Here is an 18,446-nt window from a genome sequence, read left to right as displayed (position 1 = left end):
GTAAAATGTGTTGTGATTACGGGCCAATAAGAAATTACCTCATGAGAAAAGTATACAGTCCAATTAAGGTTATTGAATGAGACAATATCTAGATTTATGTCAACGTATAGTTGATGAAGGCGTATGGGTCGAAAATGAACGGACTGGAAAGCGTTGCTTAACCGTTATTAATGCTGATTTAGAATACGACGTAGGCGCTAATGAGTTTCCTTTAGTGACTACCCGAAAAAGCTATTGGAAAACGGCTATCGCAGAGTTGTTGGGATATCTACGTGGTTATGATAGCGCAGCTCAGTTTCGAGCTATTGGATGTAATACATGGAATGCCAATGCCAATAAAAATGAAGCTTGGTTGGCCAACCCTTATCGTAAAGGTGAGGATGATATGGGCCGAGTATATGGTGTACAAGGACGGAGATGGCGTAATTCAGTAGGAGAGGAGTTTGATCAGCTTCGTAAGATTTATGATAACTTGCGGAACGGTATTGATGACCGAGGTGAAATCCTAACTTTCTATAATCCAGGTGAGTTTCATATGGGATGCTTACGTCCTTGTATGCATACCCATACGTTTTCATCGTTAGGAGGAAAGTTGTATTTGACTTCTTCCCAACGTTCCTGTGATGTGCCATTAGGTCAAAATTTCAATCAAGTCCAGGTTTTTGCTTTGTTAGCTTTAATGGCTCAAATTACGGGGCATGAGGCTGGAAAAGCTTATCACAAGATTGTAAATGCACATATTTATGAAGACCAATTAGAGTTAATGCGCGATGTGCAATTAAAACGCGAACCGTATCCAGCACCTAAGCTTCACATCAACCCTGAAATTAAGTCTCTCGAAGATATTGAAACCTGGGTAACATTGGATGACTTTGAGGTTGAAGGATACCAGTATCATGAGTCTATTGCGTATCCATTCTCAGTTTGATATAGATATAAGGTAAAAGTTGAGAAAATTGATAAATTTTTGTTAGGCATAAAGTATTAATATATGTGATCTATGCTATAGGGTATATGCTTATTAGCTAAGCTCTCCCTAGCTTTAAGTAAGAGGGGATTAAGACTATACTTTTTATAGCATAATTGATTTTCGACAGATTAGTGCATAAACTGTTTCTTCGATATGGTATCTTCTAAAGCTAACACTTTTCTCAACTTCTTAATTTCTAGTTCAGCTTCTGATAGTGACCTCTTATCTGTTTCAGATAGTGTCTTATAGTAATCTCGTGACTCTCTCATTTGTTGTAACCGTTTATCTGAATGTTGAGCGACACGTTTCATATCTTGATATTCATTAAACCAGTAAACAGTCTCATTTTGTGTTCGACTTAGCTTTGCTTCAAGTGCATTTTTTACATCGGTAGTGCTTAAACGTACTTGTTCTTCATGCAATTTGTCTTTAGTCTTTCGGGCTTCTCTGATCTGTTTTAGCTTTTGGACAGGCCAAACTCTGTTTGAGATGGTGTTCCGATGAATACCAGTCATTTCTGAAAGTTGTGCGATAGTGGCTTTCAACGTCTTATTGCCTTTAATGTCTGATAACGCCTTTTTCAATGACAATGTATTTGCTTCATAATCATCGCTATTCTTTTGGTCATAAGCATTCATAGTTCAACTTTCTCACCAAGATTTTCCAATACCATTTTGGCTTCGTTCATTGCTGCTAGAATTTGCTCGCGATTGTGTGAATATTCTGGTTTATTGAGATTGACCTTGTTTAATGTATAAACTTCACGCCATTTAGGGGCATGTTTAATAGTTACAACGGCTTGTTTGCATCGAGCTGGATTGCAGCGTAGTGAACCAATACAAGGTAGGCTTGAGTCATCTTCTTCCGCTCTACCACCATAGCAAAGCCCTTGTCCCATATAGACCATGGCAACCCCTTGATCTACCATAGCCTCATAAATCTCATCTTCCGTATAGCCTTCAGCTATATATCCACTAAACGTCTTGATCAGACCTTTTTTATGCTCATTCGCTTTACCACCATAATATATGCCATTTGGATTATGGGCAGTTTTAATAGCCTCTAATTCAGCTGCTCGACGCAGTGATTTCTTATCACCTTTTCGATTCCCATCTCTTGACAGCAATTCACCTATATCACCATAACCCAGCGTTACTGTTGAAGTAGAGCCAGTAGATGTATATTTGGATATACTCTCTACAAAATGCTTCAGTTGAAACGATATTAGAGGTAGACCCACTTCAGCCTTAAACAACTGATATGTTAATGTGTGTCTTAGCATGTAGGGGTTGAATTTTAGTTCATTCTCAATGCTTCTACCGAGTAGTTGACTTATGAAAATATTCATTTGATGTGTAACGCCCTTACTATCCATTGACTGAGGGGAACTACCAGGTTTAACTGTATCTACATTAGAAACTAAATAAGGTGAAACTTTAATTTTTGAAATATAAGAAGCTGCTAATATTGCATCTTGAACAATCGGTATAGCTACCCATCTATCGTCAAACAAACCCGTACTAATCTCACCCTTATGTTTTTTGACCGTACTTTCAATCAGCCAAACGCCATCACTGTAAACTAAGCACGAACAATCCTGAACTCTTACTTCTGATAATTCAGATGGTCTCATACCTGTATACTGACCTACTAAATATGTGCATGCATACGTTACGAGGTTAAAGTATTCTCTAAGATTATCTAACTTATAACCACGTTTTTTCAATGCTTTACGTAAAGTCAGTCCACCCATAACATTAGAATTTTTGTTGAGCATCCAGTTATAGGGCTCCACCATATTTGTAACGAAAATCGCGGAATAACCTTTAGTTCCTAGTCTCATAGCAATATAAGCATTTAAAATTTCGTGGGTTACTCTTTCTTTGTTTGCCCATGATAGATGGTTGCTTGTATCAAACCTTTTAAAGGAGTTAGAGTCAGATATTTTTGCTGAAGCTCCTATAGCACTTAAAAAGTCAACTATGATAAAGGAAGCCATTTTCGAGAGAGATTCAAATACCAGATCTGGCAGTACTTGTTCTTTTTTCGAAGGATTAGTATTAGCAACTCTCTTCCATTTCAGGCTATTTAACTCTACATAAGCGATAGGCTTTTCAAATACATACTTAACAGAAGCTGGGCTGCGTAGATATTTGAAAAACTTATCTAGTTCTACACCTTTTACGCGATCGTAGCTTTGAGCGGCTTTGTGATAAAGATCGGGTGTTATGTCAGATATAGACCTGATCTTTTCATGAATAAATTCGAAACCTAACTCATGAGAGGCTTGTTTAAAGACTTCATTAATAAATGTTAAGCCACTTTCGAAAACTGTAATTAAGGAATTAGCTTTTAAGACTTTTTTTGTTCGATTTTGTCCTTCCTTACTCTGAAGCTTGAAAATCGAATTGTTTAGCAAGGCCAACTCAAATATAACTTTCATTTCTATTAAAACGAATAGTGGGATCTCTGTATACTTTGAAAAACTAATGCGAAGCTTTGCACCCTGAACATTTCGTGCAGCATTAGGATAGTCGTTATTAAAGTCCCAAGAGACGTCAGAAAACTTTGATAATTTCGATACAGGTTTTTCCATAAGAGATGTCATATATTCTATATTATCTGTGTACTCATCATTACGGTACTCACTTTGCTGCTCTATAGTAGGATTTAAAGTATCTAAAATATAGAAACGATGCCCTACAAAACCTGTTAATACATTAAGCTTTGTTTCATAGTTCATTAGATTACTCCGTCAACTAGTGTGGTCGTTTCAATGTATTCTGCTAAACGTTGCCCATTCTCTAAATCTTCTAAGGAAAAATCAGATAGCTCTGGGTCTGTAATGCCTTTTATCAGTTCTAAATTTTCTGAAATCACATGCCCATAGGGTGTGTCCATGACGCGATTGTGCTCTACCAAAAGAGTATAGTCACGCTTCATTGCAAAAATTTCAGGGAGGTTCTTGGCTGTAATAATGACATTGTCACAACCTAAACACTTATTATATTGTGAACATGGAGTACCAGGTATGTAGGACGAAAGATTTTTTACAAAGTCTGGCGGGTCAAAGATGTTTCTGCACTCAGCTAATGGAGTATGAAAGCTCGTTACTAACTCATGATTGTTTTTGGACTTTATATCTTCTGGCAACTTCTCAATCTGTTTATCCAGAGTCGATTGATGTATCTCTCTTAATTTATCATTTATCTTGATTCTACTTATTGAGTTAAGATCTAAAGAATCGAGATAACCAATAGTCGTTTGAATTGAGGAGTGTCCCAACATGAGCTGGATTTCACGTAGAGGTACGCCATTTTTAAGCATCTCACTAACAAAAGTTGGTCTAAACCGACTTATTGTAAGAGTTAGCGGCTCTCCTGCATCATTTTTTAAATTATATTTCTCAACAAACCTAGATAAACTAGCTCCTAATGCTTTTGCATTTATTTGTTTGTTTCCTAATATTGGAGACACTCTGCCGTGCTTTTTTGTACTATCCGACTGATAGATGAACAACCTGTCTTTAAAAGCATCATCTTCAATGTCTTGCCGAATCCCACTAGTTAATTGGTCTAATTCTTCAAAAATAATTTTTACCGACTTAGTTTGAGATGATGTAAGCCATGTCAGTTCTGCATTAAAAAGATCAAGGTGGTACTCTTTATGACCATCAGATCGCTCTTTCCAATATCTGAGACAAGGTCGTGATGTTGCTGGGTGAGAATCTACATAATCATTCATATTAAGAGAAAGTAAAGGATCTACATTTAAACCAGTAATTTGGGCAAGCCTTAAAAGGTAGGGTGTGAGTATGTCTACATGTACTATCGGGGTAACACCCCATTCGTCATATATCTTGCTCAGACCCTTGTCTGAATTGGCAATAATTCTTAAGAAAGACTTCTCAATAGATGATTTAGCTGTATTGTAATGAACTGGCTTACACATTAAGAGGTTTTCAAAGAGCCATCGCGCATTCTCTAATGTCGAGAGACCTCTTATAATGAAACCTTTTTTGTCCAAAGGATTTCTACCTATACCCGTTTTTTCGTAAGGTGTAAGAGATGCTCTAGATTCTATTAATCCTTTTTCAATAGCATCCAATATTTGGATCCGCTCGTTCATTGTAAATGGCTTTTTAGTATCTGTTTCTCTACTCGTAGCAAACCCATTTATATCGAAAAAACTATACTCCATGTCGCGTACTTGAGTTAGCCTAGATAGTGTTTTACGTACTGAACTCAAAGTTGTATTTGCATGATGACTTGATATCTCTTTGCTTATTATTTTTTGCTCTAAATATTTCCGATATCTAGATAGAGTATGTTCATCAATAACTTCCATGATTTTTAAAGGCCCAGTTCCATATAGTTCAGACAGAAAATTAATAAATGAACTACTCGCAATTCTATAATTGCTCCTGCCTGATTCTGAATAGATAGCCTTGCATTGTGAAGCAAATAGTTGTTCAACCTGAATAAATGGTTCTGATTCTGAAGGAACAAAGAAGTTGCTAGCAGTATTTAAGTTCGTTGCTGCTAATCTATTAAAACGGCTTATCTGACTTTCAAGGGGATTTTTTCTATTGATATCCGCTTCATTTGTTCTTTCAGCAACGCTTTTATAGTTAGGATTGATTAGACCAATTTTTTCGAGATCTTTGTGAATAAAGTCTAAAGCCTCTTTAACAACGTGAAGCTTTAAGGAATTTATTTTTATGGGAAATTGTCCCGAGGACATTTTCCCAAACGAAATCTTATTACCAAAAATAGGTAATGCATACTTTTCTTCTTTTGATAGCTGTCTGTACCAATTTAGTAGCTTTCTTCTGTTTTCGATGCTAGCAGTTTTGAATTTTTCATTTGGTATTACTATAATCCCCTCTCTAATCATCTGTTCAATCAAAGGGTTCGTAAGCTCTCTGTATTTATGTGCTTCAGGGTGTGAGATTCCTACTGCACTTTGTATATATTCTGTGAATACACCAAAACCTAAAATATTTTTAGCCCTGCTAATGGGTATTTCCCACAGTATTTCTACATCTGTGACTGTTCTTGACACCCACTCTATAACAGCTGCTTGAGCATCTTTAACCTGCCGTTTTTTTTCTTCAATTTTCTTAGAGTCTACTTCGATAGTTTCTAGCTCATAAAGATCATCATGAATCCCATCAATTGCTATTCCATACCTTTTCATTTGATGTCCTTAATGCCAATTTTTAATTGCGTCTGTTCAGACAAGCGCCTCATCTTCTCGGATCTAGTTATTAAGTCACCGTTCTCGTCACAAATACTATTATAGATTTCCTGAGGAATGCTGGTATACATCTGGGTAGTACTAAGCTGGTTATGACCTAAGTTTTTCTGCACAATAACGAGCCGATCTAGATAGTCGGATCCCAAGTCATTTGATTGTAATATTGCATAGGCATTACCATGCCGTAACTTGTGAGGAGAGATGATTCTATTGAGGCGACCTTTCTTTATTGCACGCTTGCTCAGACGCTCAAGTAATTTGTTGATCGCGCTACGTGTATAAGGAGTACCTTTAGCATTAAAAAATGCTGGGGTTTCATCTGGACTTGAATATTTGCGAGCATGTTTTTTGTACAGCGGAGACGCATGATATTTCTGTATGCGTTTAATGGTTGCCGAACTAACTAAAGACCACCTTGGTTTGATTTGATTTCCACGCCCTTTGCTACCTTTAATGGCTAAAGGTACGTAGCCTGCATGAATAGGTTGATCAGAATCTGCTGAAATAAATTTTTCAGAGTTAAAGTTGATAGGATCTCTAAAATCTTTAAGAGTAACCCTGATCAGCTCCGAACGCCTTACACCAGAGTCATATAAAAACTGAAGTATTACTCTTTCTCGTTCTGATTGAGTAGATTTAATCAATATGAAGAGATCATCAAGAGTGCATGAAATAATGGGTGTACGCTTCGGCACCTTTGAAAGGTATCCATTACTATATGGATTATCCTCTCTAAGCGGCTGACGGTCTTCCGTGCAACTGCAGAGGAAATTAATGAAAGCGTATATTGCCCCATCACGATTTCTAATAGTAGCTGAACTTCTACGCTCTTCACTACTTAAGAAAGTAAAGTATTCCTGAATTACATATCCTGGGACTGTAATGAATACTTCATCAGTTTCATCATCGTTATAGTCTGGACGACTACGGATATACTTTAAGAAGTAAGTTAGGTTTTTGCCATATGTATTTGCTGTTTCATAAGCAATCTTCTCGTGCTTGAATTGATATGATAAATACTCAGAGATAATAGGGAGGATTTTACCACTATCATCAAATACACCAACCCCATTCACTTTGACTTTCTGATCCAATGATAAGTCTAGTATTTCACTAATTAAATAAGATTTGGATAGGTCTAATTCTCTATTGGAACAAATCTTAATATCCATAATGTAGGCCAAAGTAATACATAGATTAAATTGTATATCATATTATGCATGACCTGATGTTCACTATAAGTATAGAGGAATGAGATGTTCCTAGGCTGCTAATAATTCATACTGTGAATTATCATTATAGGGGAATAACAGAAATAAGTCTGCTGAACGCTGATAGAGCTGGCATGACAGTTTATTGTCCGCGACGAAGAATTGAAACATGGTATGACAAGGCGGTAAGGCGACTTGATCTGCTTCTCCAGGGTTCCAACCAGACACAATCAAACGGCGTGAGTTAGGGTTGGTCTTTATCTGCTCGATGACTTGGGTGATTTGATCGACACCATCAGCATGGTAATTGCCGTCTTCATCTTTGGTTGCGCCATAATTGCGCCATTGATGACCATAGACAGGGCCCAAATCACCAGCAGGACGATTAAAGCGCGCCGTCTGCTCTACAGTAGCCCATTCATTCCAAATGCGTACGCCATTGGCTTGCAAGTAATCAACGTGAGTACTACCACTTAAAAACCAAAATAGCTCATAGGCGATGGATTTAAAATGGACTTTTTTGGTGGTCAATAGCGGAAACCCTGACGCTAGGTCAAAACGTAGCTGTGCGCCAAAGTGGCTGAGCGTACCAGTGCCAGTACGATCGCCTTTTTCCGTGCCTGTGGATAAAACGTGTTTGAGCAAGTCTAAATAGCCCTGCTCGTTATTGCTGTTAATCATAAAAATGCTCGTCGGTATTGTTTAATATACGGCTCAATAAGCAGCTTGCTTACCCCAGTCATAGATGCCGCGTTTGTAGGCATAGATTAATAGGATAAAGCCAATGATTATCATCGGGGCGCTTAGCATTTGCCCTTTGGTCATCCAACCTAACAGGATGAATCCTTGGTCGACGTCTGGCTGACGGAAGAACTCGATGATGAAACGGCTAACGCCATAACCTAACATGAAAATACCGGTCGCTGCCATACGAGGACGTGGTTTTGATGAATACCACCATAAGAATAAGAACAGCAGTAGACCTTCAGCAAGCGCTTCATACAACTGCGAAGGATGACGCGGCAGCAGATACTGACCATTAACTTCAGTCATCAGCTCTTGGAGTTCAGGATTGGTTTGCAATTGTTGCATATCAGCAGCAGCAGCTTGCGGGAAGTACGTCAACCAATTATAGCCGCCGTCAGACACACGGCCCCACAGCTCACCATTGATGTAGTTACCAATGCGGCCAAACAATAAGCCCGTTGGTACACATGGCACGACGAAATCCAGTACTTGGAATGGTGTCTTTTTATACTTGCGAGCGAAATATAGCATACCAAGCATGACGCCGATCAAGCCACCATGGAATGACATGCCGCCTTCCCAGACCTTGAAAAGATAGGCAGGGTTTTGTAGCAATTCACCGAACTGATAAAACAAGACGTAGCCAACACGGCCGCCTAAAATGACGCCAAGCGCACCAAAGAATACCAAGTCGGACACCATGTCGGTGGTCCAGTTATCGCGTTTGGTGCTGCGATACCAAGCTAGACCGTAAGCGGCAGCAAATGCCAGTAAATACATCAGCCCATACCAATGGACTTCAACAGGCCCAATGGCTAACGCTACAGGATCGTACTGAGGATGAATCATCATAAGGGCATCATAATATTGGTAATAAAGTGCTGACTATAATAGCAAATTTCATTCGTCGAGCATACACAATTGCTATGATGCCAATCAGTTAGCATCGAGAAGTTGAACGGTCGATACAGTGCAGAACACATAGGGTAGGAAGCAGGTAAGATGATGGAGGAAATAGGACAAATGACTGTAATCGTGAAAAGGTTTCGTGATGACTTGTCGAACAAGCGCCAATCTTGGTAGCTAGCAGCTCAGGATAAAAACGCAATTTTTAGCGTTATTGAGTGTTCACTACCAAGTGCTCATAAATAAATGCAGTTAAGTAAAAGCAGCTAGATAGCGACCAGATCTTGTACTTTGTTTTCAACCATCGTATCGCCAGCGCCTTGTGACACTACTTTGCCGCGTGATAGCACGGTGTAATTGTCAGCCAGCTCTTCTGCGAACTCATAAAACTGCTCAACCAGTACAATTGCCATGTCACCTTTGTCAGCCAAGTCACGTAGAACTCGGCCAATATCTTTAATAATAGACGGCTGAATACCTTCAGTTGGCTCGTCTAAAATCAACACAGTCGGCTCGGAGGCTAAGGCGCGCGCAATGGCAAGCTGCTGCTGCTGACCACCAGACAAATCACCACCACGACGATGTTTCATCTCATCGAGTACGGGGAAAATATCGTATAAATGTTTGGGTACGTGTTTTGCCTTGCTGCGTGAAAACTTAGCCATACCAATCAAGATATTTTCTTCTACGGTCAGTGTCGAAAAGATATCACGACCTTGAGGCACATAAGCCAATCCTGCTCGTACTCGCTGCTCGGATGACATTTTGCTAATGTCTTTATCATTGAGCAAAATCTCTCCTGATTTAATCGGTAATATCCCCATCAAACATTTGAGTAGCGTAGTCTTCCCCACGCCGTTACGACCAAGTACCACACTGCATTCGCCGATGGGCGCGGTAAGCGAGACGTCTCGTAAAATATGGCTGCCGCCGTAATATTGATTGATATCGTTAACTTGTAACATGGCTGTCTCCTAACATTCGAATCGTTTCCTAATCTCTAAATGGCATAGCAGTTTGTCAATATTATTATTTCAGCTATCAATTCAGCTATCGACCTAAATAGGACTCAATCACGGCTTCATTAGCTTGCACTTCCGCTAACGTACCTTCAGCCAAAATCGCTCCTTGTGCTAATACCGTGACTTTTTCACTGATGGCATCGATAAAGGTCATATCGTGCTCGACCACGACCAAAGTATGATTCTTTTTAAGGCGTAGACACAGCTCGGCGGTATGTTCAGTTTCGGCATCAGTCATACCTGCTACAGGCTCATCAAGCAAAATTAGCTTGGGGCTTTGCATTAGTAGCATGCCAATCTCTAACCACTGTTTTTGCCCATGTGAGAGCAAACCAGCTGGCTTGTTGATTTTATCGGTCAGGCGAATTTGTTGTAGGGTCGCGTCAAGAGTATCGCGAGTATCGGCATTGAGTTTATTAAACAAGCTTTTGACCACACGTTTGTCTTTCGGCGCAGCAAGTAACAGATTATCCATCACGGTAAAATTTTCAAAGACAGTAGGTTTTTGAAACTTACGTCCGATGCCAGCTTCAGCGATTTCTTCGGTGGATAAATTAGCAAGGTTGTGCGTTTGACCAAAAAATACGCTACCTTCGGTAGGACGAGTTTTACCCGTGATGACATCCATTAATGTGGTTTTACCAGCACCGTTTGGACCGATGATACAGCGTAGCTCACCTTCTTCGATATATAGCGATAAGTTATTGAGTGCTCGAAATGAATCAAACCAAACACTTAAACCTTCTAAATATAATGCAATGCCATGGCTAAAATCGACGCCTGATGGCTTTGGGTGACTGCGGCCAGTACCGCCATGATTACGTCCATACTCATTAATAATTTGCTCAGTCGTTGACGGTTTATCATTTAACATTATTGTTTCTCCTTTTTGAAGCGATCGAACAAGCCCATAATGCCATTGGGTAAAAACAACGTCACGACGACGAACAGTCCACCTAATATCAATAGCCAAAATTCAGGGTAGGCGACCGTAAAGTAGGTTTTCACAGCATTCACCACACCAGTACCTAAGATAGCGCCAATTAAGCTTCCTCTACCACCAGTCGCTACCCAGACAGCTATCTCAATCGAGTTCACTGGGTTCATTTCACTCGGATTGATAATGCCTACCTGCGGCACATATAGCGCACCTGCGATACCAGCGATGACAGCTGACAACACCCAAGCGGATAGCTTGTACCACAACGTACGGTAACCTAAATACTGCAAGCGGTTTTCGCTATCACGAATAGCGCCAAGCACTCGCCCATACGGCTGATTCATTAAATGACGCAAACCTATATAAGAGATTAACAATGCTACGGCAGTGACAAAGCACAGCATTGAACGAGTAGAGGCAGCGGTAATGTCGTAGCCTAAAAGGGTAGTAAAACCAGTAAAGCCATTGTTACCGCCGAAGCCTGTCTCATTACGGAAGAATAGCAAGGCTGCTGCATAGACCATGGCTTGAGTGATGATAGAAAAGTACACCCCTTTGATTTTGGAGCGAAAGGCAAAGAAACCAAAGATAAAAGCAACCAAGCCAGGCACTAATACAACCAGTGCGACTGCCCACCAAAAATGCTGCGTGCCAGCCCAGTACCATGGCATCTCGGTCCAGCTCAAAAATCGCATAAAATCAGGAAGCGCATCGCCTGCCGTTTCGCGTGTTAGGTACATGCCAAATGCATAACCACCTAAGGCAAAGTACAAACCATGTCCCAAGCTCAAAATACCAGCATAGCCCCAGACGAGATCTAGCGCCAGAGCGACCATGGCCAGTGCCATGATTTTACCAATCAGGGTAATCCAGTAGGCTGAAAGGTGAAAGGCTGAGGTCTCCGGCATAAGATGTAGCCAAGGCAGTATCAGTAGTACGGCAAAACATAAGCCAATTAAAATAGCACTACGCGGGGTATCAGACAGTAATTTGGTCAGTATCATAGGAATCTCCTTATTCGACAAAGCGGCCTTTAAGTGCAAATAAACCTTGTGGCCGTTTCTGAATAAACAGAATCACAAGAACCAACAATACAATCTTAGCCAGTACTGCACCGATACCAATCTCGAGTACCGTACCACTCACACCAAGTCCTAAGGCTGCTAGTACTGCACCCCATACTTGACCGACACCGCCGACGACGACGACTAAAAATGTATCAATGATATAGGTTTGTCCCAAGTCAGGACCCACATTGCCTACTTGAGCAAGCGCGCAGCCTGCCATGCCTGCAAGTCCAGAACCCAAACCAAATGCCATCATATCGATACGTGCAGAAGGAATACCAACTGCTTTTGCCATTTGGCGGTTTTGGGTGACTGCGCGTATAAATAATCCAAATCGGGTCTTATTAAGTAAGTACACCAGTAGCGCCACGATGATGACCGTAAAACCAATAATGGCGATACGGTTATAAGGTAGTACCAAACTTGATGACACTTGATATGCACCGCTGAGCCATGCCACGTTACTAACTTCAACGTTCTGAGCACCGAAAATCATCCGCACCAGTTGCATCAATATTAAGCTCACCCCAAATGTTGCCAGCAATGTTTCTAGCTCACGACCATATAGTGGGCGAATGACAATGCGCTCAATAATCATGCCGATAACAGCGCTGACTAAAAAAGCAGCCGGAATAGCGGCAAGCAAATACCAACCTGCCATATCTGGCATATAAGCTTGAAAGAAGTTTTGCACCATATAAGTGGTATAAGCCCCAATCATAATCAGCTCACCATGCGCCATATTAATCACGCCAAGTAAGCCAAAGGTAATGGCAAGGCCAAGAGCCGCTAGCAGTAAAATACTGGCGGTACTCATACCAGTGAAAATATGACCCGTCCATGTACTTATTTCAATACGCCGTGACACACTGGATTCAGCATCGATAAGCGCCGTTTTAAGCGAGGCATCTAAGCCATCAGCCGCGAGAGCAGATTCAATATCGACCAAAACTTGTGGGTTATCACTATCAGCAAGTAGCTTTGCGGCTGCGATTTGAGTGGGTAGGTCACCATTTTTGAAATCAATACGAGCCTGTAATGCAGTTAGTGCCTTTTTGACTTTAGCACTGTCTTCATTTGCCGCTGCTGTCGTAATAATGGCCGGATCTACTTGGTCAATATTGTTGGCTAAAATATCAACTGCTTGTAGTCGCTGTGCAGGTTTGTCAGATGCTAGCTTGACCTTAGCTTGTCCAAAAATGAGCGCCGAGCGCAGCGCATTGGTCAAGGTTATTTGTGATAAGTCACTAGGCCAGTCGGCTGTCTCTTCTTTATTGGGATAGGTAAATAGCTGATCATCTTTATTCAGTAAATATGTTTGCCCACTGTTACCTTGATACAGTTCATCATTTGCAATGAATTCAACCAAGCTATCTAAACTTTCAACCGAGCCTGGCCAATCACTTAACATGGCTTGACGCTGGCTAAAATCACCCGCCACAAATTGTTGAATGGCATCGCCTGAACTTGTAGAAGTTGCTATTGAAATATTTGAGGTACCTGAGGTGCTGGCTTGAGTAGAAGTGGATACGTTCGCAGTTGTGACCAATGATGGCTCATTATGAGCAGTATTTGTATCATGGTCATGTGGTTGACCGTCATGGTCAGCATGCGCAGAGGTGATGAAAATCGTTATAAATAATGCAGTCAGAGCAAGTAGCCGCAAAGGTATAAATATTGAAAAAATCGCAGCGTGCCTCATTAACCCGCTCGTTGGTGCTTGCTGATCATTACCATTCTTAGATGATATTTGCCCTGCTATGGGGCATAAAATGTGACGCTGCATGTGCGGCTCCCTGTGTTCCACGGTCAACAAATTCTTGACTCTACTGCTTAGCGTACTAAGCAATAGAGGTGTAGATAAGGTGTATAGATATATAACGTGTTGAAAATAAATGTGAAGAGTAGGTGCTGGGTCGTTGGTTTATGCACCTATCAGCACAGATTTATTCAGTGGATAGCTTATTTAGGAATGTACTCGCTCCATGGCTGCGCTTGAATAACCTCTGGAGTTTTAAAAATCGTGTCAAACTGTCCGTCGGCACGAATTTGACCAATCATCACAGGCTTCCATAAATGATGGTTTGTGTCATCCATTTTTAATGTGTAACCAGAAGGCGCATCGAACGTCTGACCAGCCATACTAATACGTACTTTATCGACATCAGTGGTGCCTGCTTTTTCAACAGCTTGCTTCCACATATTGATACCGACATAGGTAGCTTCCATTGGATCATTGGTTACGACTTTTTCAGCGTTCGGTAGTTTTTGGTCTAATGCATATTGCATATAGCGTTTGGTAAATTCACTGTTGGTTGGGTTTTTGATTGACATAAAGTAGTTCCATGCCGCCAAATGCCCTTGTAATAAACTGGTGTCGATACCACGTAGCTCTTCTTCACCGACTGAGAATGCCATGACTGGAATATCTGACGCTTTGATGCCTTGGTTGGCAAGCTCACGATAGAACGGAACGTTTGAATCGCCATTGATAGTAGAAATTACCGCTGTCTTCTTGCCCGTTGAGAATTTTTTGACATTAGATACGATGGTTTGATAATTGCTGAAACCAAATGGTGTGTATTCTTCCATGATGTCTGCATCAGCCACGCCTTTTGACTTCAAAAATGCCTTTAAAATCTGATTGGTGGTACGTGGATAGACGTAATCAGTGCCTAGCAATACGAATCGCTCTGCACCGCCACCTTCCTCACTCATCAAGTACTCTACCGCTGGAATGGCCTGCTGATTCGGCGCAGCACCCGTATAAAAAATATTTTCTGATTGCTCTTGTCCTTCGTACTGCACTGGATAGAACATCAACCCGTTTAACTCTTCAACCACAGGCAATACGGATTTGCGTGATACCGATGTCCAACCACCAAAGATGACGTCCACTTTATCTTGAGTTAATAACTGACGTGCTTTTTCAGCAAATAATGGCCAATCAGAGGCAGGGTCAACGACTACAGGTTCTAGCTGCTTACCTAGTACACCGCCATTGGCATTGATTTCATCAATGGTCATTAATGCGGTATCTTTTAGAGAGGTTTCGGAGATGGCCATGGTGCCAGACAGTGAATGCAATATACCTACTTTGATAGTATCGCCATCAGCGGTAGGCTCGGTCGTTGTTTCTGTGGTCGTTTCAGCTGTTGTCTCTGTCGATGTCGCGGTTTCTGCAGGTTTTTGACAGGCAGCGAGACTCAAACTACTAATGACAGCTATCGCTAATAATGACGCGCGTGATTTGAGTTTGCTAGGAATATTCGACTCAACAAACTGAGGGTTGGCTAAAATTGGTAACGAAAACATGGACATCTCCTAAGTAAATACAAAAGATAAAATACTGTTACTTAACAGTAATTAATAGTTCAAGTTCCGTGCCAAGTTAAAAAGGCCATTATTCGGGAAATAACAGCACAATAATTAAAGATTGTAGCGTTTTTTCATTAATCTAGTGCATAGGCTTTGATAAGTTGCACCATAAAAGGGAATAAACAGAGAAACCGTGCGGCATATAAGAATAGGACGTTAATTCTGAAAGAGACATTTGTTGCTAAAAAGTGTCAAAAACGCTACGGTTATATCTTTGAGAGATATTATTTTTGATAAAATTGTCTTGCGCGCTTATAGGATGGCAAGTCTGATAGTAAAAGTGCGCTGCTGCCATAATGGATTTTACTTCTAAGGAATGATGTATGAACGCACATGTAATACAGGCGTCTGTTTCAACAGACTATGGCAGCGCATTACCGCCGCTTAATAAAATGACTAGATGTTTGGTTTTGCCGCTTATGTTTGGTGGTAGTGCCGTATTGGGATTGTCTTCGGCGCAAGCGGCCACGAGCAACGTTGAACAAGTCACTATTTATCAAGGTTCGGCAAGCGTGACACGGGCACTGCCCATCACAGGTAATGGTGAGCAAACCGTTGTATTTTCATGCTTGTCACCTCATATGGACAAAGAGAGCTTGAGTGTACAGGTACAGGCGGTGGGTAACGTCAACGTCGGTGAAATCAGTATTGAAGAGCTGACAGGGGAGCAAGCAGCACAATGTCAATATCAAGGTGATGCTAAGGTACAGACGCAGCAAAATACGTTAGCCAATATCAATGCAGAATTGGAAGCAGCACGCTTAGCAAAAGCATACTTGCAGAATTTGACCAAAGCCACACAGGTCAATACGGATAGTACGATTGCTAACAATGCACGTGATATAGAGACCCAAGCGACCAGTATTAACCAAAGAATTTTAGAGATTCAGCAACGTCAGGCTCGCGCTCAAGACGCACTTAATCAGCTTATGTCAGGCAGTGCGACATCAACCTTTAATAATGTGACACAGGTGAGTGTACGTACCGCCAGTCGCTCGCCAAGTAATATTAAGTTGCACTACCAAGTGCGCGGCGCAGGTTGGGAGCCGGCGTATCAAGCCCGCCTAAATACGACTAGTGAGCAGTTAAGTATCACCGCCTCTGCGATTATTGCTCAGCAAACCGGTGAGAATTGGACAAACGTACCTGTGACGCTCAGTACCGTGAACCCCAACCAGAGTACGACAGGGCAACTGCCGTATGTGCAGCGTCTGTCATTATATGAAGAGAATCAAGATGCTAATGTTAGGCGTGAGTCACCTATGATGGATGCTGCTCCTGTTATGATGGCAGAAGCAGCTTACACCAAAGGAGCAGGAGTCAGTATGGCACCGCTACCGAATTTCACCGTCAGTAGTCAAAACAAAAACGGTATCATCGAGTATCGCTTACCGCAGCTGGTTAGTATTCCAAGTGATGGTAGACGGGTACGTACAGTGATTGGAGAGCAATCTGGTAGCAGTAAGCTATGGATTCGCAGCACACCAAGCGTCGAGACTGCCGCCTATTGGTATGCATCAGCGCCATTTCTAACACCAGACTGGGTTGATGGGTCATTACAGCTATACCGTGATGACAACTATGTGGGTCAGTCACGTTATAGCTACCAAATGCTAAAAGAGCAAGGCATTGGCTTTGGTAGTGATCCAAATATGATGGTCAAAGAGCTGACCAATGAAGACAAGCAAGGCGAGAAAGGCGTGCTGAACCGTACGCAAACCATAACGACCACCAACGCCTATCAGTTTACCAATCAGCATAATCGCAGTGTACGCTTGCAGGTATTGGGCAGTGAGCCTATCAGTCGCGATGACAGTCTGAAGGTTACGGTCACTAATACGCCGCCTGTAACCGAACGAGATTGGAATGACAATCAAGGCATAGTAGCATGGGAGTTTGACTTACCAAGCAAGCAGTCACAAGTGATACGCTCAACGTCTCAGGTTAGCTATCCCGCCAATAAAATGCTAGCTGGCAATCAATAAGTAAAACCTTAAACGATGCTCTTTATTTTTGCTAAAAAGCGTTGGTATAACAGATTATTATAAAAGGAATGCTATGTGTATCGTCGCCATTGCTTGGCAGTTATTTGATGAGCTGCCATTGGTATTATTGTCCAATCGTGATGAGTTTCTGGAGCGTCCAACTGAGTCGCTACATCAATGGTCTGATCAACCTATTTATGCTGGGCGTGATAAGCAAAGCGGTGGCACGTGGTTAGGCATTCATCAAGAAAAAAAGACAGGTTTTTTTGAGCAGAATGGTCGTTGGGCTGCGGTACTAAACTTTCGTGATGGCGTGCAGGCAGGAACAAACGAACGTTCGCGCGGTGCGCTCGTAACTGACTTTTTGACAAGTACTATTAGCCCAATGGATTTTGCCCGAAATATTACTTTGCAAGATTATGCTGGTTTTAATCTTATTATTGGTGATACAGCACAAGCCGTCATTGTCAATAATCGCGGTCATGCGCCAACGCCATTATATGCAGGTTTGCATGTGCTTTCTAACGGTCAGCCAGAGGACAGCTGGTTTAAGACGGAAAAACTGCGAGGACGATTGCGCCAAGAGGTATTGCCGCTCATTGCTAAAAATAGTGCACCAGAGTACTGGCAAGAGGCCGCCTTTGACGTATTATCTGATAGTACACCCGCACCAGCAGATAAGCTGCCTGATACTGGCGTGGCGTTTGAAGTGGAGCAGATGCTGTCTTCTGTTTATATTGAACCAGTGGCTTTTGGCAATACAGAAAACAATGTACCCACTTATGGGACTCGTACCCAAAGTATTTTGACGTTGCGCAAAGAGGGCGCTACGGGCGCAAACTTCACGGCCAATATTACCAGTCGAGAGTTTGACCATCATTCAAAGTGACTGCATTCGATAGCTGAACAACAATAAAAAACACCCTTGGTAATGGCTAAAAACTCTAGCAATTACCAAGGG

At 41.5% G+C, this 18,446-nt stretch carries 13 protein-coding genes and 1 pseudogene; 3 read left to right on the top strand and 11 right to left on the bottom strand.

What is annotated here, in order from left to right; genetic code table 11:
- The first annotated feature begins 76 nt into the window (after positions 1-76).
- Complete coding sequence (locus tag DFP82_RS10000) at positions 77-928, top strand: thymidylate synthase (protein ID WP_110923597.1); 852 nt, start codon at positions 77-79, stop codon at positions 926-928.
- 170 nt (positions 929-1,098) lie between these two features.
- Here DFP82_RS10000 and DFP82_RS09995 read toward each other — a convergent pair whose 3' ends face one another.
- From DFP82_RS09995 to urtA, 11 genes and pseudogenes are all read right to left on the bottom strand, one after another.
- The gene (locus tag DFP82_RS09995) at positions 1,099-1,608 is read right to left on the bottom strand and encodes a hypothetical protein (RefSeq protein ID WP_110923596.1); all 510 of its coding nucleotides are present in this window, start codon (positions 1,606-1,608) and stop codon (positions 1,099-1,101) included.
- Positions 1,605-3,713, bottom strand: coding sequence for a site-specific integrase (locus DFP82_RS09990; RefSeq protein ID WP_110923595.1), 2,109 nt, complete (start codon positions 3,711-3,713; stop codon positions 1,605-1,607). Before DFP82_RS09990 ends, DFP82_RS09995 begins: the two co-directional genes overlap by 4 nt.
- Complete coding sequence (locus DFP82_RS09985) at positions 3,713-6,169, bottom strand: site-specific integrase (protein ID WP_110923594.1); 2,457 nt, start codon at positions 6,167-6,169, stop codon at positions 3,713-3,715. The genes DFP82_RS09990 and DFP82_RS09985 overlap by 1 nt, the downstream gene beginning before the upstream one ends.
- Positions 6,166-7,401: a tyrosine-type recombinase/integrase gene (locus tag DFP82_RS09980; protein ID WP_110923593.1), complete on the bottom strand. Its 1,236-nt coding sequence runs from the start codon at positions 7,399-7,401 to the stop codon at positions 6,166-6,168. The genes DFP82_RS09985 and DFP82_RS09980 overlap by 4 nt, the downstream gene beginning before the upstream one ends.
- A gap of 99 nt (positions 7,402-7,500) precedes the next feature.
- Positions 7,501-8,121: pseudogene (thyA, locus tag DFP82_RS09975) on the bottom strand (thymidylate synthase); the annotation flags it as partial.
- Positions 8,122-8,154: 33 nt separating this feature from the next.
- Positions 8,155-9,039, bottom strand: a complete 885-nt coding sequence (gene lgt, locus DFP82_RS09970) for a prolipoprotein diacylglyceryl transferase (protein WP_110923592.1) — start codon at positions 9,037-9,039, stop codon at positions 8,155-8,157.
- A gap of 320 nt (positions 9,040-9,359) precedes the next feature.
- Positions 9,360-10,058 (bottom strand): urea ABC transporter ATP-binding subunit UrtE, encoded by a 699-nt coding sequence (urtE, locus tag DFP82_RS09965; RefSeq protein ID WP_110923591.1) that lies wholly within the window; start codon positions 10,056-10,058, stop codon positions 9,360-9,362.
- A gap of 85 nt (positions 10,059-10,143) precedes the next feature.
- Positions 10,144-10,956 carry an urea ABC transporter ATP-binding protein UrtD gene (gene urtD / locus DFP82_RS09960; protein ID WP_425450607.1) on the bottom strand — a complete coding sequence of 271 codons (813 nt, stop codon included), beginning with the start codon at positions 10,954-10,956 and terminating at the stop codon, positions 10,144-10,146.
- Between the two features lie 32 nt (positions 10,957-10,988).
- The gene (urtC, locus tag DFP82_RS09955) at positions 10,989-12,059 is read right to left on the bottom strand and encodes an urea ABC transporter permease subunit UrtC (RefSeq protein ID WP_110923589.1); all 1,071 of its coding nucleotides are present in this window, start codon (positions 12,057-12,059) and stop codon (positions 10,989-10,991) included.
- Positions 12,060-12,069: 10 nt separating this feature from the next.
- Complete coding sequence (gene urtB / locus DFP82_RS09950; protein WP_425450604.1) at positions 12,070-13,908, bottom strand: urea ABC transporter permease subunit UrtB; 1,839 nt, start codon at positions 13,906-13,908, stop codon at positions 12,070-12,072.
- Positions 13,909-14,084: 176 nt separating this feature from the next.
- Positions 14,085-15,389, bottom strand: coding sequence for an urea ABC transporter substrate-binding protein (urtA, locus tag DFP82_RS09945; RefSeq protein ID WP_425450606.1), 1,305 nt, complete (start codon positions 15,387-15,389; stop codon positions 14,085-14,087).
- A gap of 434 nt (positions 15,390-15,823) precedes the next feature.
- On the opposite strand from urtA, the gene DFP82_RS09940 reads away from it, so the two are divergent.
- Positions 15,824-17,485 (top strand): DUF4139 domain-containing protein, encoded by a 1,662-nt coding sequence (locus DFP82_RS09940; protein WP_110923587.1) that lies wholly within the window; start codon positions 15,824-15,826, stop codon positions 17,483-17,485.
- Between the two features lie 73 nt (positions 17,486-17,558).
- Entirely contained in the window at positions 17,559-18,374 is an 816-nt protein-coding gene (locus tag DFP82_RS09935; protein ID WP_110923586.1) for an NRDE family protein, read from the top strand.
- Positions 18,375-18,446: the final 72 nt, after the last annotated feature.

Source organism: Psychrobacter fozii, assembly GCF_003217155.1.
GTDB classification, from domain to species: Bacteria; Pseudomonadota; Gammaproteobacteria; order Pseudomonadales; family Moraxellaceae; genus Psychrobacter; species Psychrobacter fozii.
Note: the sequence above shows the minus strand (reverse complement) of the source record. Positions and strands in the feature narration are given on the sequence as shown.

Coding starts and splice junctions, on each gene's coding strand:
- urtE (WP_110923591.1), bottom strand. CDS start 10,058: ATGTTACAAGTTAACGATATCAATCAATATTACGGCGGCAGCCATATT.
- DFP82_RS10000 (WP_110923597.1), top strand. CDS start 77: ATGAGACAATATCTAGATTTATGTCAACGTATAGTTGATGAAGGCGTA.
- urtC (WP_110923589.1), bottom strand. CDS start 12,059: ATGATACTGACCAAATTACTGTCTGATACCCCGCGTAGTGCTATTTTA.
- DFP82_RS09940 (WP_110923587.1), top strand. CDS start 15,824: ATGAACGCACATGTAATACAGGCGTCTGTTTCAACAGACTATGGCAGC.
- DFP82_RS09985 (WP_110923594.1), bottom strand. CDS start 6,169: ATGAAAAGGTATGGAATAGCAATTGATGGGATTCATGATGATCTTTAT.
- DFP82_RS09990 (WP_110923595.1), bottom strand. CDS start 3,713: ATGAACTATGAAACAAAGCTTAATGTATTAACAGGTTTTGTAGGGCAT.
- lgt (WP_110923592.1), bottom strand. CDS start 9,039: ATGATGATTCATCCTCAGTACGATCCTGTAGCGTTAGCCATTGGGCCT.
- DFP82_RS09995 (WP_110923596.1), bottom strand. CDS start 1,608: ATGAATGCTTATGACCAAAAGAATAGCGATGATTATGAAGCAAATACA.
- DFP82_RS09935 (WP_110923586.1), top strand. CDS start 17,559: ATGTGTATCGTCGCCATTGCTTGGCAGTTATTTGATGAGCTGCCATTG.
- DFP82_RS09980 (WP_110923593.1), bottom strand. CDS start 7,401: ATGGATATTAAGATTTGTTCCAATAGAGAATTAGACCTATCCAAATCT.
- urtB (WP_425450604.1), bottom strand. CDS start 13,908: ATGCAGCGTCACATTTTATGCCCCATAGCAGGGCAAATATCATCTAAG.